General features: G+C 61.0%; 11 protein-coding genes. 6 read left to right on the forward strand and 5 right to left on the reverse strand.

Annotation, left to right across the window (positions count from 1 at the left end; translation table 11 throughout):
- Positions 1–2: 2 nt before the first annotated feature.
- Entirely contained in the window at positions 3–980 is a 978-nt protein-coding gene (locus ACLF6L_RS07570; protein WP_412852708.1) for a quinone oxidoreductase family protein, read from the reverse strand.
- 126 nt (positions 981–1,106) lie between these two features.
- On the opposite strand from ACLF6L_RS07570, the gene ACLF6L_RS07575 reads away from it, so the two are divergent.
- The 5 genes from ACLF6L_RS07575 to ACLF6L_RS07595 all read left to right on the forward strand — a co-directional run bounded on the left by ACLF6L_RS07575 (position 1,107) and on the right by ACLF6L_RS07595 (position 7,898).
- Complete coding sequence (locus ACLF6L_RS07575; RefSeq protein ID WP_412852710.1) at positions 1,107–2,996, forward strand: putative bifunctional diguanylate cyclase/phosphodiesterase; 1,890 nt, start codon at positions 1,107–1,109, stop codon at positions 2,994–2,996.
- A 146-nt stretch (positions 2,997–3,142) separates the two neighbouring features.
- Positions 3,143–4,372 carry an IS4 family transposase gene (locus ACLF6L_RS07580; protein WP_412852712.1) on the forward strand — a complete coding sequence of 410 codons (1,230 nt, stop codon included), beginning with the start codon at positions 3,143–3,145 and terminating at the stop codon, positions 4,370–4,372.
- 1 nt (position 4,373) lies between these two features.
- Positions 4,374–4,571 carry an EAL domain-containing protein gene (locus ACLF6L_RS07585; RefSeq protein ID WP_412852713.1) on the forward strand — a complete coding sequence of 66 codons (198 nt, stop codon included), beginning with the start codon at positions 4,374–4,376 and terminating at the stop codon, positions 4,569–4,571.
- Between the two features lie 25 nt (positions 4,572–4,596).
- On the forward strand, positions 4,597–5,754 hold the full coding sequence (locus ACLF6L_RS07590) for an FIST signal transduction protein (RefSeq protein WP_238629771.1): 1,158 nt from the start codon (positions 4,597–4,599) through the stop codon (positions 5,752–5,754).
- 278 nt (positions 5,755–6,032) lie between these two features.
- A complete protein-coding gene (locus tag ACLF6L_RS07595; protein ID WP_238629770.1) occupies positions 6,033–7,898 on the forward strand; it encodes an ATP-binding protein in 1,866 nt (621 codons plus the stop codon).
- Here ACLF6L_RS07595 and ACLF6L_RS07600 read toward each other — a convergent pair.
- The 4 genes from ACLF6L_RS07600 to ACLF6L_RS07615 all read right to left on the reverse strand — a co-directional run bounded on the left by ACLF6L_RS07600 (position 7,882) and on the right by ACLF6L_RS07615 (position 13,141).
- Positions 7,882–10,941 carry an efflux RND transporter permease subunit gene (locus ACLF6L_RS07600; RefSeq protein WP_412852714.1) on the reverse strand — a complete coding sequence of 1,020 codons (3,060 nt, stop codon included), beginning with the start codon at positions 10,939–10,941 and terminating at the stop codon, positions 7,882–7,884. The genes ACLF6L_RS07595 and ACLF6L_RS07600 overlap by 17 nt on opposite strands.
- An 18-nt stretch (positions 10,942–10,959) precedes the next feature.
- Complete coding sequence (locus tag ACLF6L_RS07605; RefSeq protein WP_412852715.1) at positions 10,960–12,096, reverse strand: efflux RND transporter periplasmic adaptor subunit; 1,137 nt, start codon at positions 12,094–12,096, stop codon at positions 10,960–10,962.
- Positions 12,097–12,223: 127 nt separating this feature from the next.
- Positions 12,224–12,568 (reverse strand): DMT family transporter, encoded by a 345-nt coding sequence (locus ACLF6L_RS07610; protein WP_238616985.1) that lies wholly within the window; start codon positions 12,566–12,568, stop codon positions 12,224–12,226.
- Between the two features lie 3 nt (positions 12,569–12,571).
- Positions 12,572–13,141, reverse strand: a complete 570-nt coding sequence (locus tag ACLF6L_RS07615) for a TetR/AcrR family transcriptional regulator (RefSeq protein WP_238616984.1) — start codon at positions 13,139–13,141, stop codon at positions 12,572–12,574.
- A 147-nt stretch (positions 13,142–13,288) separates the two neighbouring features.
- On the opposite strand from ACLF6L_RS07615, the gene ACLF6L_RS07620 reads away from it, so the two are divergent.
- Entirely contained in the window at positions 13,289–14,677 is a 1,389-nt protein-coding gene (locus ACLF6L_RS07620; RefSeq protein ID WP_238617035.1) for a cytochrome ubiquinol oxidase subunit I, read from the forward strand.
- Positions 14,678–14,685 lie beyond the last annotated feature (8 nt).

A 14,685-nucleotide genomic window follows, 5' to 3' on the forward strand; every position in this document is an offset into this window, starting at 1 on the left:
CCTCAGGGCAGCAGGATGCTGCTGCCGGTGGTGCGCCTGGCCTCCATGTCCTCATGAGCCCGGGCAGTTTCTCGCAAAGGGTATCGTTGATGAATGGGCACTGCCACCACACCGGTCCTGACCATCTCGAACAGTTCCGAGGCGGCCCATTCCAGGTCTTCCCGGGCGGCAATGTAATGAAACAGGCTGGGTCGAGTGAAAAAGAGCGAACCTTTCCCTGCCAGCACGGCCGGATCCACAGGGGGCACGGGGCCGGAGGCATTGCCGAAGCTGACCATCATGCCCAACGGTCGCAGGCAATCCAGCGAACCCATGAACGTATCCCGCCCGACCGAATCGTAGACCACGTCCACGCCGCGCCCGTCGGTGATTTCCCTCACCCTGTCGGCAAATCCCTCCCCGGCGCCCACTATGACGTGATTCGCGCCATGTTCCATAGCAAGATTGGCCTTTTCGGGACTGCCCACGATGCCGATCACCTCGGCCCCCAGATGCCTTGCCCATTGACAGAGCATGATACCGACACCGCCGGCGGCGGCATGGACCAGGACATGCTGACCCGCCGCCACCGGCCAGGTGCGCCGCAACAGATAATGGACAGTCATGCCCCTGAGCATCATGGCGGCGGCGGTGTCGTCCGGGATATCCTCGGGCAGACGCACCAGCCTGTCGGCAGGCATGACCCGCCTCTGAGCGTAGGCACCCGGAGGAGGCGCGGCATAGGCCACGCGATCGCCGACCTGCAACCCGGTCACGTTCTCACCCAGGGCTTCCACCACGCCGGCCGCCTCCATGCCAAGACCGCACGGCAGCTTCGGCAACGGATACAGCCCACGACGAAAATAGATGTCAATGAAATTGAGACCAATCGCCGTCTGACGCAGACGAACCTCCCCCGGCCCCGGCTCCCCCGGGGGTGACCTGACCCATTCCAGCACCTCGGGACCACCGGTTTTCTGAATCTGCATGACAAAGGACATGGGTCTGTCTCCGGATCATCATGTGAATCGTCGCAGGAACAACCTGAGCGAAGCATATTCGGTCAATCTTTGCCACCACCGCACCCACTCGCCACGGGCATGCCTGATACCAGAATCGAGTCATCAATGACCGCTGCCATCTCTAACATCCTCATCGTCGATGATGACCCCACCATTCGGCTCGTAATCCGGGTCGGTCTCTCTCGTCAGGGTTATGGGGTCATTGAGGCAGACAACGGCAAGCGCGGTGTCGAGGCCTTTGTACGGCACCGCCCAGATCTGATCCTGCTGGACGTGACCATGCCGGAGATGAACGGCTTCGACGTGGTGCGTGCCATCCGCGCCCATAATGAAGGGACTTGGGTTCCCATCCTCATGTTGACCAGCGCCGAGGATGTCCAGTCGATCGATGAGGCCTTCGATGCCGGGGCCACGGACTTCATGACCAAACCCATCAACCCGACCCTGCTATCCCGACGTGTCCGCTATGTACTCGGCGGTGCGGAGCGGGAAGCGGTGCTAAGGCAGGCCCGAGCCGAACAGGAAAGTGCCTGCCGATTGGCCAGGCTTGGATTCTGGCAACTGCATCGGCAATCCGGGGCAATGCGCTGGTCGGAAGACGCTCCTGCCGTGCTGGGGTGGCGCGAGCCACTCCCTGACCGTGTCGATCACTTCATCGCACTGGTGGATGCCGGGCAGCAGACCGAGGTGAAAAATCAGCTTGAACTGAGCATGAATCATCACGAAGGGCTTGACCTGGAAGTCCGGCTGGTAGATGGGGCCAGACATCGCATCCTGCGGATGCAGGGCAAGCCATCCGCGGACCAGGACACCATGGTCGGCGCGTTTCAGGATGTGACCGGGCTGCGTGCACTGGAAAATCAGGTGCTCTATCTGGTGGAGCATGATGAGCTGACGAACCTACCCAAGGAACGGCTGTTCCTGCGCCTGTTGCAGGAACAGCTGGACATGGGGTCGGGAGAAGATCCATGGATGGTCATGGTTCTGGACATCGATCGGCTGCACCGCATCAACGATGCCTTCGGCCATGCCGCCGGCGACAATGTCCTGCGGGTGTTCGCCCAGCGTCTGCGGCAACATGCCGCCCCAGGCACCCTGCTCTGCCGACTGGAAGCCGACACCTTCGGCGTGGCCATGGCCATGGAGGATTCCCACGAGGCTTACCTCTCCCACCTGGATAAGGCGCATTTCATCAATGGCAAGGCCGTCTTCGTGGAGTTCTCCGCCGGTGCCGGCATCTACCCACGGGATGGATCCAATGCCGAGGACCTGCTGCTCCTGGCCCGGCAAGCCCAGCGCAAGGCCCGTCTGGGAAGCGGCACCAAGCTGGTGTTTCATCAGCAAGGCCAGGTGGAAAACAAGGCCATGGGCATCCTGTTGGAAACCGACCTGCGCCTTGCCCAGGACAAGGACGAGTTCTTCATGGTCTTCCAGCCCCAACAGGAATTGTCCAGCGGCAGGATCGTCGGCGTCGAGGCTCTCATCCGCTGGCAGCACAGCCAGAGAGGCGTCATCTCCCCCGTCGAGTTCATCCCCCTGCTGGAAGAGACCGGCAGAATACGGCATGTGGGGGACTGGATCATTGAGCAGGCCTGCCGTCAGGCGGCTGCCTGGCGACGCCAGGGCGTCAATCTGCGCATGGGGATCAACCTGTCCGCCCGCCAGTTCGAACAGGAGGATCTGGCCGACCGAATCCTGGCCTGCACGGAGCGGCACGGCATCCCGGCCCGTTGCCTGGAACTGGAAATCACCGAAAACATCGCCATGCACAGCCCTGAAGACACCATCGTAACCCTCAAGCGTCTCAGGGAAATGGGATTCAATATTGCCATCGACGACTTCGGTACCGGTTACTCATCATTCGGATACCTGCTGAAATTCCCGCTTAACACCCTCAAGATCGACAAGAGCTTCATCGAGAACATCACCGAATACAGAAACAGCCGGGCCATCATCCGTTCCCTGACGGCCCTGAGCCCAATACCGTCAACTTAACCAACAACAATAACCGTATGATTTTGTTAAAATAAAAGCAATTCACGGCAAAGCTTGAGACATTCAAATCATGAAAAACTTGTTGACGGCACTTCAGAAACCCGCTTGCCTTTATGAGAATAATTCTTAACCGTATCGACTCATCGGTGAGTGATCCCACGTTCATCCGGGAGCACTGCTACCACCCCCGGGATTTCTCCCGGCAACGCTCGCTGACCTTCAAGCGCATGGCGCTGTTCTTCCTCTCCGGCGCGGTCCCTTCTCTCCAGTTCGGCATTGACAAGCTGTTTCGCGGCTTGGGAGAGGAGACCCGTGTCACCAAGCAAGCGGTGTCCAAAGCCTGCCAAAAGTTTCCCTATGAAGCCCTGGTCAGCCTGCAGCAGCAGGCCGTGAACACCTTCCATGCAGTGCAGGCACCCCGCCGCTGGATGGGCTACCGGCTCGTCGCCGTGGATGGCACCAAGATACGACTGCCACTCAACGACGACCTGGCCGATGAGTTTGGCACCCAGGGCAACCAGACCAAAACCCGGCGACCGATGGCCCTGTTGGTCAGCCACCAGGATGTCCTGACCCGCGTGCCGCTGAGTTGTGAGCTTTCACCGGTGTACATGGGAGAACGTTTCCTGGCCGAACGCCTGCTCAGTGGTTTGCGAACTGACGATCTGGCCATCTATGACCGTGGTTTCCCCTCATTTGCCCTGTTCGCTGCCCATCGCCATGCCCAAGTGGCTTTTTGTGCCCGACTGACCCTGAATTTCACTACCCAGGTCACGCAATTCGTTGCCTCCGGCGACACCGAGACCGTGATTCAGTGGACACCCAGCGCCGCGATGCGCAGTGACTGCGCCGCCCTGGAGGTCTGTGACCAACCCCTGACGCTGCGCCTGATCCGCATCGACCTGGGCAAGGGACACATCGAGATCCTGGCGACCAGCCTGCTTGACACAAAGACCTATCCAGCCCATCTGTTCAAATCCCTCTACGCCGAGCGCTGGGGCGTTGAGGAATCCTACAAAGCCTTCAAAACCTGGCTTCAGGTCGAGCGCTTCCGCACCCATAGCCGGTTAGGCGTGTACCAGGAAATCTACGCCCGCTTCCTGACTCTCACGCTGGCAGCCATCAGCGCCGCCCTGTCTCAGCCGGTGGCAACATTGCGTACGACCGGACGCTCCAGGGAATACCGCATCAACTTCCGGGCCACTCTGCTCAAGTTCCGTGACCGGTTCTTCTCGCTGTGGTCAGCAGACAATTCAGAAAAATCCATCCTGGATCTGTTCCAATGGATCATCCAGGACCAAGAGATGATCCGGCCAGGGCGGTCCAACCCTAGAAAATCAAGATATATCAATCCATTGCCGGGGGTGATGGCCTAAATTGACGACATTGGCCCTGAGCCAGGGCCTTGGCCTCAGGACCATTGCCGAAGGCGTGGAAAACCAGCGTCAGCGGGACTATCTGGATGCACTGGGTATCAATGAGATACAGGGTTACCTGATTTCCAAGCCCGTCAGGGCCGATGAACTGCAGCACTGTCTGACCATGAAAAGCGTCGCCGACGCCGACATTCCGTGAATACCACCCCATGAAAACCAATCCCATGATCACGAACACCATCCACTTTCACATGGAACCGACCGGGCATCTCGATGCGCTTGTCCCTTGCCTGCAACGCATGGCGCGGGAACCCGGGGTCGAGAGCATCATGGTACTGGGCTGCGATCAGGACAACTGGCCGCATGAGGGGGCCACCCGGTTGTTCCGGGAGTGTCCGTTACCGGTATTCGGTGGCGTTTTCCCGCAGATCATCCATGAGCGCAAACCCTACTCCAACGGCACCCTGCTGGTCGGGCTGCCCGTCACGGCACAAATCGCCGTGGTGCATGGACTCAGCGATGCCCATGCCGATCTTGACCGGGACCTTGCACAGGCCCACGCCGCATGGCCAGAAGCACTGGAGAACAATACCGTCATCGTGTTTTTGGATGGTTTCTCCAGCCGCATCAGCGCCCTCATCGAGTCGCTGTTCCTGCATTTCGGACTGGATGTCAATTTCGTCGGCGGCGGTGCCGGGTCACTGAGCTTTGAAAAGAAACCCTGCATCATCACACCGAACGGGATTTGCCGGGATACCGCAGTCCTGGCCCGCATCCCTCTGGTCAGCCGCATCGGCGTCACCCATGGCTGGGAGCCCATCAGCGACACCCTCAAAGTCACCTCGTCGGAAAGGAACATCATCCATACCCTTGACTGGCAGCCGGCCTTCGAGGTGTATCGCCGGATGATCCGGGAGCATGGCGGCCAGGACATCACCAGAGAGAATTTTTTCGACATCGCCAAGGCCTATCCCTTCGGCATCTCCAAACTGGACAGCGAAATGGTGGTACGCGACCCGCTGATGGTAGTGGGCGATCAATCCCTGATGTGTGTGGGAGAAGTCCGGGAAGGTTGTTTCGTCAGACTGCTCAACGGCACCCCGGACTCCCTGATCCAGGCCGCCACCCAGGCCCGGGCCATCGCCGAATCACAGTGCACCGACGGCACCGCCGCCCCGGCCCTGTTCATCGACTGTATTTCACGGGTGTTGTTTCTCGGTGAAGGGATCCACCGGGAACTGGAGGGCGCCGGCGCCGGCATGCCCTTGTTCGGTGCCTTCACACTGGGCGAAATCGCCAATACCGGAAACGATTACATGGAGTTCATGAACAAGTCTTCCGTGCTTTGCCTGCTTGACATGGCACAGGGAGGGGTCCCTTGAGACGACTTGAAGCGACACAGATCCTCTACGAAATCGCATTCTCGGTCGGCCAGAGCCTGGATCTGAATCCAATGCTCAGGCACAGCCTGGGGACAATGATGCGACTGTGCAATTTCAACCTTGCCGTCGTCATACGTCTCATTGACGAAGCCTCGCCGGAGGTTTCAAGAACAGTCGTGGCGGCCATCCCCCGGAATGTGGTCCAAAGACCTTATTATCAGGCATTCATGGAACGGTCCGGGATACCGGACCATCCGGACACACTCCGCGCTTGGCTGATGCGTCTCCCCTTGCACCGGGAAGACGGCGACGCGCATCACTGGTACGTGTTCCATCTGACCGGTTTCGGCATCCTGGTCATGCGTAAGACCGGCACACCGATCAGTGAGGATCTCTTCAACTCCCTGCCCAAACTGATGGAAAAACTGGCACAGGCCATTCGCGCCTGCATCTACGAGCAGGAGCTCAAGCAACAGATGGAAGCCGCCCGCAGCGCCGAGCGGGCCAAGAGTCTGTTCATGGCCAACATCAGCCATGAAATCAGAACACCGATGAATGGTGTGCTCGGATTGCTGGACGTGGTACTGGATACCCCGTTGCCGGAGGAAGTGAGGGAACAGTTGAATCTGGCCAGACTGTCGGCGGAACACCTGCTGAGCATCATCAATATCGTCCTGGACCTGTCCAGGATCGATGCCGGCAAGATGATCCTGGAAACCCGGGATCTGGACCTGAAGGAACTGCTGTTGCAAACCCTGGGAAGCCAAATGCCCACGGCGGCGGCGAAGCAACTCAGGGTCACCCATCACCTGGACCCGGATCTGCCCGACTACGTCCGCGTGGATGCCACCCGCCTGCGCCAGATCCTGATCAACCTGCTCGGCAACGCCATCAAGTTCACCGAACAGGGAGAGGTCACTCTCCAGGGGCGGCTGCTTGCCCGGGACGAGGCGGCTTCCGAGGTGCAACTGTCGGTCAGGGACACCGGCATCGGCATTCCCACCCATGTGATCAGCAGGATCTTCGAAGCCTTCGAGCAGGGAGACAACACCTACAGCAGGCGCTACGAAGGCACGGGCCTGGGCCTGACCATCACCCGCAAACTGGTGGAATTGCTGGGCGGCGAGATCACCGTCATCAGCGAGGTAGGCAAGGGTTCTGAATTCACGGTCAGGCTTCGATTGCCCCACGGCACGCGACCAGAGCCCAGCGATACCCGGACGCCTCATGTCCTGCTTGCCGATCAGCTCAAGCAAATGCGTCTGAAAGTATTGATTGCCGAGGACAACTCCATCAATCAACTGGTGATCAGAAAGCTGCTCGGGCGCATTGATGCAGTCTGTACCGTGGCGGAAAACGGCATCGAAACGGTGGAGCTGGCTGCCCATCGACGCTTTGACCTCATCCTTATGGACATGATGATGCCGCTCATGGACGGCATGGAGGCCACCCAACACATTCGCCAGCAGGAGGCCGAAAATCACTGGTCACCCTGCCCCATCATTGCCCTGACGGCCCATGCCATGGCCGGTGATCGTGAACGCTTTCTCGCCGGCGGGATTCAGGGGTATGTGGCAAAACCCATCCAGTACGCCCTGCTGATTCAAGAGGTCCTTAATGTCATCGGCCATGATCATCATCCCGACACCGATTCAGTGTCGCCGAGCACCCTGGAAATCAGCAATATCCATGCTGAAAACGAACCGACCTGGTTCATGGAGGCCATGACCCTCGGCGCCCCCATCCCCGACCCGGCGCCCACCGATCAATCTCCCATTTTCAACTGGCAGAACGCACTCAGGCAGATCGGTGATGACGAACCTCTGCTGCTGCAAGTGCTGGCGCTTTTCCTGGAAAGCATCGATAACCAACTTCATGACATGCGGCACAATCTGGCGTCGTCCCATCTCGGCGATCTGGGCATCCAGGCGCATACCCTGAAGGGACAATGCGGAACCCTGTGCGCCCTGCCCGCCAGGGATGCCGCCCAACAATTGGAGGATCTCTGCCGCCAACAGGCCGAATTCCCGCGGATCCGGCAGGCGCTTCATAGCCTGCTGGAGCAGATGGACAGGTTGCTGCCGGCATTGCGGCAAAGACTGGATGCCGGCCCTGGGAACGATCCGGTCACGCCGCCCCGGTGACCCCGACACGATCCCGTGCCAGATAGGTATACACCGCCGGCACCACGAACAGGGTGAACAGGGTGCCGATGGTCATGCCGGCGGCGATCACCAAGCCCATGGCAAACCGGGAACCGGCGCCCGGGCCGCTGGCAATCAGGAGCGGGATCATGGCCAGCACCGTGGCCGCCGTGGTCATGAGGATGGGCCTGAGCCGGATTCCGGCCGCCTTTTCCACTGCCTCCCAGCGGGACAGCCCCTGTTCCTGCAGCTTGTTGGCGAACTCCACGATCAGGATACCGTGCTTGGCGATCAGTCCGATCAGGGTCAGCAGCCCCACCTGGGTATAGATATTCAGGGTGGTCAGGCCCAGGCTGACGAACAGCAGCGCGCCGGCAATGGACATGGGCACGGTCACCAGCATGATCAGCGAATCCCTGAATGACTCGAACTGGGCCGCCAGCACCAGATAGATCACTAGCAGGGCAAAGAAGAAGGTCACCACCAGCTGGCGGCCCTCGGTCATGAACTGACGTGACTGCCCCGCATAATCCACGCTGTAACCCGGCGGCAGGACATCGGCGGCGATTTCCTGCAGCACCTCCAGGGCCTCGCCCAGGGTCACGCCCGGCCGGGGAACCCCGGACAGGGTGACCGCGTTGAGCTGCTGGAAGCGCTTGAGCTGCTGGGGATGCACCGAGTCCTTCAGGGTGATCAAGGTATCCAGGGGCACCAGCTCGCCGTCCCGGTTGCGGGTATAGAGATCCTCGATCTGATCCGGCGTCAGCCGATCCACCCGCTGCAGCTGGGGAATGACCCGGTAAGACCGGTCATCCAGGGCAAAGCGTCCCACGAACGCGCCGGAGAACAGGGAGGAAAGATCCGCCGACAGGGTCTGCATATCCACCCCCATCAGGGCGGCCTTTTCCCGGTCGATATGGATCTCGGTTCGGGGACGGTCGATCCTGAGATCACCGTCGATGTAGATGAAGCGGCCACTGGCCATGGCCCGGCCGATCACTTCCCGGGAAACTTCCAGCAGGTTCTCCGAAGGATCGGTGGAGCGGATGACGAACTCCACCGGAGCCCCGCCTCCGGCACTGGGCAGGGATGGCGGCGCCAACGCGAAGATGCTCAGACCCGGGATCTCTTCCAGCCGGGGTTGCAGGTCGTTATCCAGTACCGCCTGGGTGCTGCGGTCACGCTCGTCCCAGGGCGCCAGCACGAACCCCGCCACCGCGGAATGGGTACCGCCGCCGAAACCGTTGATGATGAAGATGTTGGAGAGTTCCGGAATCTCGTCCAGATACCGGTTCATCACCGCCGTGTTGCGCTCCAGCTGATCCAGGGTCATGGGGGCATCCCCCTGGGCAATGGAGAAGACGAAGCCCTGGTCCTCCGGGGGCTCAAGCTCGCTGCTGCTGGTGATGAACAGGAAATAGCAGGACACCAGCACGATGAAGCCGAACACCAGCACCACATGGCGATCTTCCAGGGCACCATGGAGACGACGTTCGTAACGCCGATGAAGCCCCTCGAAGCGGGCATCGAGCCAGGCCTCGAAACGCCCCTTGCCGCCCTCGCCATGGGGCTTGAGCAGGCGGGAGCAGAGCATGGGAGAGAGGGTCAGGGCGATCACGCCGGAGAGGATCACCGAGGCCGCCAGGGTGAAGGCGAATTCCACGAACAGGGTGCCGGTGATGCCGCCGACGAAGCCGATGGGAATGAAGACCGCCACCAGACTGGTGGACATGGCAACGATGGGCCAGGCCAGTTCCCTGGCACCCTGCAAGGCCGCCTCCACCGGCTTCATGCCCTCCTCGATATGACGATGGACGTTCTCCACCATGATGATGGCGTCATCCACCACAATGCCGATGGCCAGCACCATGGCCAGCAGGGTGAGCAAGTTGATGGAAAACCCCATCAGCAACATCAGGAACAGGGTGCCGATCAAGGACAGGGGCACCGCCAGGGCCGGGATGATCACGCTGCGCATGGAACCGAGGAAGGCATAGATCACCCCCACCACGATTACCAGCGCCAGCACGATGGTGATCAGCACCTCCTGGATGGCGCTCTCGATATAGAGGGTGGAGTCATAGACGATATCCCCCTTGAGGCCTTCGGGGAACTGGGGCTCGATCTCCCGCTCCCAGACCCGTCGAACATCGGCGATCACATCCAGAGCATTGGCATCCGGGGAGATCTCGATGCCGATGAAAGTGGCGGACTGGCCATTGAAGCTCACGGAACTGTCATAGCTCTCGGAACCCAACTCCACCTCGGCAATGTCCTGCAACCGGACGATGGCGCCCTGCTCCGATCGAACCACCAGTTGCTCGAAACCCTCGGCGCTGGACAGGTCAGTTTCCGCCGTCAGCTCCACCGAGATGAGGCGGCCCTTGGTGCTCCCCACCGCCGAGAGCACGTTATTGGCCTGCAGGGCACGGCGCACATCGGCACCGGTCACGTCAAGGGCCGCCATCCGCTCCGGATCGAGCCAGATGCGCATGGCGAAGGTCCGTGCCCCCAGGATCTCGGCCCGCTGCACCCCCGGCAGGGTGGCCAGTTGAGGTTCCACCACCCGGACCAGATAGTCGGTGATCTGGTTGTCGCTGAGCACCTCGGAATAGAAGCTCATGTACATGGCGGCGATGGTCTCGCCCACCGACAATTGGATCACCGGCTCTTCCGCCTCCTGGGGCAGATCCGAACGGACCTTGTTGACCTGGGCGGCGATCTGGGTCAGGGCCTCGTTGGGATCATAGTCCATGCGCAGATAGGCCTGCACCGTGCTGACGCCGGAGAGACTGGTGGAGACCAGGTAATCGATCCCCTCGGCGGCGGCAATCTCCCGTTCCAGGGGGGTGGTGATGAAGCCCTGGATCAGGTTGGCATCGGCACCGATGTAAGTCGTGGTGACGGTAACCACCGCATTCTGGATCTCCGGAAACTGGCGCACGTTCAGGTCGAAACCGGCCCGGATACCCAGCAGCAGGATGAACAGGCTGACCACCGTGGCCAGCACCGGCTTGCGGATGAAGACATCAGTGAATCGCATCGAGGCTCTCCGGCCGCATCAGGCGTTGGGCGGTGTGGGTGCCGACTCTTCGCCGGGTTGCAGATCGGGATCATCATTGATCTTCACCACGGCGTTGTTGCGCAGCTTGAGCAGACCACTGGTGGCCACCTGCTCACCTGGCGCCAGCCCTTCCAGAATCACCACCAGATCCCCACGCCGGGTGCCGGTACGCACGAAACGCTGGCGCACCCGCAACTCATCCTCGTCGCCCGACTGGATCACATAGACCGAGTCGCCGTAGGGATTGAAACTCACCGCCGACTGGGGCACCACCACCACCACCGTCGCCTCCTCCCCCACATCCAGGGTCACGCGACCGAACATGCCGGGGCGCAACCGCTGTTCCGGATTGGGGATGATGGCCTGTACCTCGAAGGTACGGGTGGAGGCCCGCACGGCCGGCTCGATGGCGCGGACGCGACCTTCGAAGGTATCCTCAAAGGCATCCACCCTCACCCGCAACGGCTGTCCCGGCGTCACCTCGCCCAGGCGTCGCTCCGCCAGGGAGAAATTGAGATAAATCGGATTCAGGGCCTGCAGGGACACCACGGGATCGCCGGCGGAGAGAAACTGGCCCACATTCACCCGGCGGATGCCAAGCTGCCCGGAAAAGGGTGCCGTCAGGGTCTTCTGCTGGATGCGGGCCGCCTGTTCCTGCACCGCCGCCGCGGCCTGTTCGGCCTCGCTCTCCCGGCGCTGCAACTCCGCTTCAGAGATATTGTTCTGACGCACCAACCGACGGGCCCGCTCCAGTTCCAGATCCGCCAGCCGGGCCGCCGCCTCCAGGCGGCGGAGCTGAGCCACATCGGTGCGGCTGTCAAGGCGCAGCAGCACATCCCCCGCCCGGACCCGGGCGCCGTTATCGAACAGGATCTCCTGCACGATGCCGCTCACCTCGGTGGTCAGGTCGGCCCCCTGCACGGCGGCAAAGCTGCCCACCGCCTCCAGTTGCGGTCGCCAGATCTGTTCCCTGGCCTCGGTGGCGGTGATGGTGGCCACCGGTTCGGGCATGTTGTCGAAGATGTCGGTGATCAGGGCATTGATGAAGGCCTTGTAACCGAATACACCGCCCAGCAGCAGGGATACGACCAGCAGCATGAGGATCATGCGCCGATTGATGAGTCTTCTGTTCATGTCCGGGACACAGCCTTTGGCAGACCAGCAGAAAAGTTGATGGGAACGACCGTCGCCCAAGCCACGGCGCGGGAACTGAAAAAAGGCAGATTACACTCTCCCACCACGGAATCGGATACCCCGCGCGTCAATGGGGCACTGAACTGGAAAAAACATTCAGGATAATGACCCCCAGAATGATGAAGCTGATACCGATCCAGGCCGCCAGATCCAGAGACTGCCGAAAGACCAGATAACCCACCAGAGAAATGAGCAGGATACCCAGGCCACTCCAGAGGGCGTACGCCACGCCCACCGGGATGCTCTTCAGGACATGGGAGAGAAAATAAAACGCCCCAAGATAGCAAAGCCCCATGACCAGGGTTGGCACGGGGCGTGTGAACTGATCCGATTTTTGCAGGAACAGGGTGCCGATCACTTCCAGCAGGATAGCCATTCCCAGCACGCCATAAACGGCCAGAGATGGATTCATGGATTAAGGGGTCCTCGTCATGTCGATCAAGTGTGCCAGCAACTCACCTCTTTGCCTGTCTGACTCCAGATTGGAATGCCCCTGCACCGCGGCCAGCCAGATTCCATCGGCGGCATACCGGGCCAGCACCAGCCGGCCATCCTCATCGGTTTCCCTGTATCGTGCCTGCTGCGCTTCCATCCAGCACTTCCAGCCCTGCCTGATGCCCGGATCGGTCAGCATGGTCATCATGAGGCTCTGCCACTTGATGAACTCGTCCATGCCGATCAGTTCCATCGTCGCAGTCACATAGGCCCGGGTGAAACGCCCGTGGGGCTCGACATCCCGGGCCATCAGACGATCGATACTGTGTTCGAAACGCTGCAACAGGTCGTCGAAGATGGCCTCCACCAGCGCCTGCTTCGAGGGGAAATGGTGCAACAGCCCCCCCTTGGTCACGCCGGCGGCATCCGCGACCGCCTGCAGGGTCAGTCCAGGCACACCCTGCTCGGAGCACAGGCGCGCCCCCTGATCCAGCAGTGCCCGCCGAACCCGGGCCGGTTGTTTCTTGCGCAAGCCGTCTTGGGGATTCATGGCAGGAACATACCATCCGGTCGGTATCCTTTCAATACCCGGCACACCGGGTATCGAGCCGACAAAGATTGACCAAAATCATGGGAAATAGCGAACACACTGGACAGAATGCAAACCTTCGAACCCGGGCCCGAGGACCGACCCATGATGGAGCTTGACCCCCTACTTCTATCCCGAATCCAGTTTGCCTTCGTGGTCTCGTTCCACGCCATCTTTCCTGTCTTCACCATCGGCCTGGCCTCCTACATCGCCCTGCTGGAGGGCCTGCTCTACCGGACCGGCAACCCCGCCTACGAGCAACTGTCCCGATTCTGGACCAAGGTCTTTGCCGTGGTGTTCGGCATGGGGGTGGTGTCAGGGATCGTCATGTCGTTCCAGTTCGGCACCAACTGGAGCGTATTCTCCTATGCCAGCGCCAACTTCCTCGGCCCGATCCTGGCCTATGAAGTGGTCACCGCCTTCTTCCTGGAGGCGGTGTTCCTGGGGGTGCTGCTGTTCGGTCGTGACAAGGTCCCCAGGGGTACCCACCTGTTCGCCGCCTGCATGGTGGCCCTGGGCACCTTCATATCCTCGTTCTGGATCCTCTCCGCCAACAGCTGGATGCAGACCCCCGCGGGCGCCGAACTGCGGGACGGCATCGTCCACCTGACTTCCTGGAGCGAGGCCATCTTCAATCCTTCCTTCGTCCCCCGTTTCTTCCATGTGGCTCTGGCCTCATTTCTCACCGGCGGCTTCGTGGTTGCCGGCGTGTCGGCCTGGTATCTGCTCAAGGGCAAGGCACCGGAGGCGTCCAAGAAGGCCCTGCAGATGTGCCTGATCATGCTCGCCTTCGCTGCCCCGGCCCAGCTGCTGGTGGGGGACGTGCACGGTCTCAACACGTTCAAACACCAGCCCGCCAAGGTGGCGGCCATGGAAGGGGTCTGGGAGACCACCGACGGCGCCCCCCTGCTCCTGTTCGCCATTCCCAGTCAATCCCAGGAACGCAATTTCCTGGAGATCGGCATCCCCAACATGGCCAGCCTGATCCTGACCCATGAGTGGAACGGCACGGTCCCCGGCCTGAAGGAATGGGCGCCCGAAGACCGCCCCCACATGCCCATCGTGTTCTGGTCCTTCCGGGTCATGGTGGGCATCGGCCTGCTCATGATCATCATCGCCCTGTGGGGCGCCTGGCTCACCTGGCGGGATCGTCTGGTGGAATCAAAACGCTTCCTGAGGTTGACCAGCCTGATGATTCCGCTACCCTTTGTGGCCGTTCTGGCCGGATGGTTCGTCACTGAGGTGGGGCGTCAGCCCTGGCTGGCCTACGGCTTGATCCGTACCGCGGAAGGGCTCACCCCCTCCCTGACCGGCGCCATGGCCCTGTTCACCCTGGTGGGCTACGTCACCGTCTACGCGGTGGTATTCATCGCCGGCATCCGTTTCCTGGTCCGCATCATCCGCCAGGGACCGGATCAGACGGACCTGTCGGAAGACCATCCGGGTGCCCACGCCAAGCGGCCGTTTTCCGCCGCCGACGACAAGACCATGGCCTGACGGCCGGG

Source organism: Ectothiorhodospira shaposhnikovii (genome assembly GCF_047222355.1).
In the GTDB taxonomy this organism is placed as follows: Bacteria; Pseudomonadota; Gammaproteobacteria; order Ectothiorhodospirales; family Ectothiorhodospiraceae; genus Ectothiorhodospira.

Excerpts from the sequence above, each read along its gene's own strand:
- ACLF6L_RS07590 (WP_238629771.1), top strand. The coding sequence starts at position 4,597 with ATGATCACGAACACCATCCACTTTCACATGGAACCGACCGGGCATCTC.
- ACLF6L_RS07570 (WP_412852708.1), bottom strand. The coding sequence starts at position 980 with ATGTCCTTTGTCATGCAGATTCAGAAAACCGGTGGTCCCGAGGTGCTG.
- ACLF6L_RS07620 (WP_238617035.1), top strand. The coding sequence starts at position 13,289 with ATGGAGCTTGACCCCCTACTTCTATCCCGAATCCAGTTTGCCTTCGTG.
- ACLF6L_RS07615 (WP_238616984.1), bottom strand. The coding sequence starts at position 13,141 with ATGAATCCCCAAGACGGCTTGCGCAAGAAACAACCGGCCCGGGTTCGG.
- ACLF6L_RS07595 (WP_238629770.1), top strand. The coding sequence starts at position 6,033 with ATGCGTCTCCCCTTGCACCGGGAAGACGGCGACGCGCATCACTGGTAC.
- ACLF6L_RS07610 (WP_238616985.1), bottom strand. The coding sequence starts at position 12,568 with ATGAATCCATCTCTGGCCGTTTATGGCGTGCTGGGAATGGCTATCCTG.
- ACLF6L_RS07575 (WP_412852710.1), top strand. The coding sequence starts at position 1,107 with ATGACCGCTGCCATCTCTAACATCCTCATCGTCGATGATGACCCCACC.
- ACLF6L_RS07600 (WP_412852714.1), bottom strand. The coding sequence starts at position 10,941 with ATGCGATTCACTGATGTCTTCATCCGCAAGCCGGTGCTGGCCACGGTG.
- ACLF6L_RS07605 (WP_412852715.1), bottom strand. The coding sequence starts at position 12,096 with ATGAACAGAAGACTCATCAATCGGCGCATGATCCTCATGCTGCTGGTC.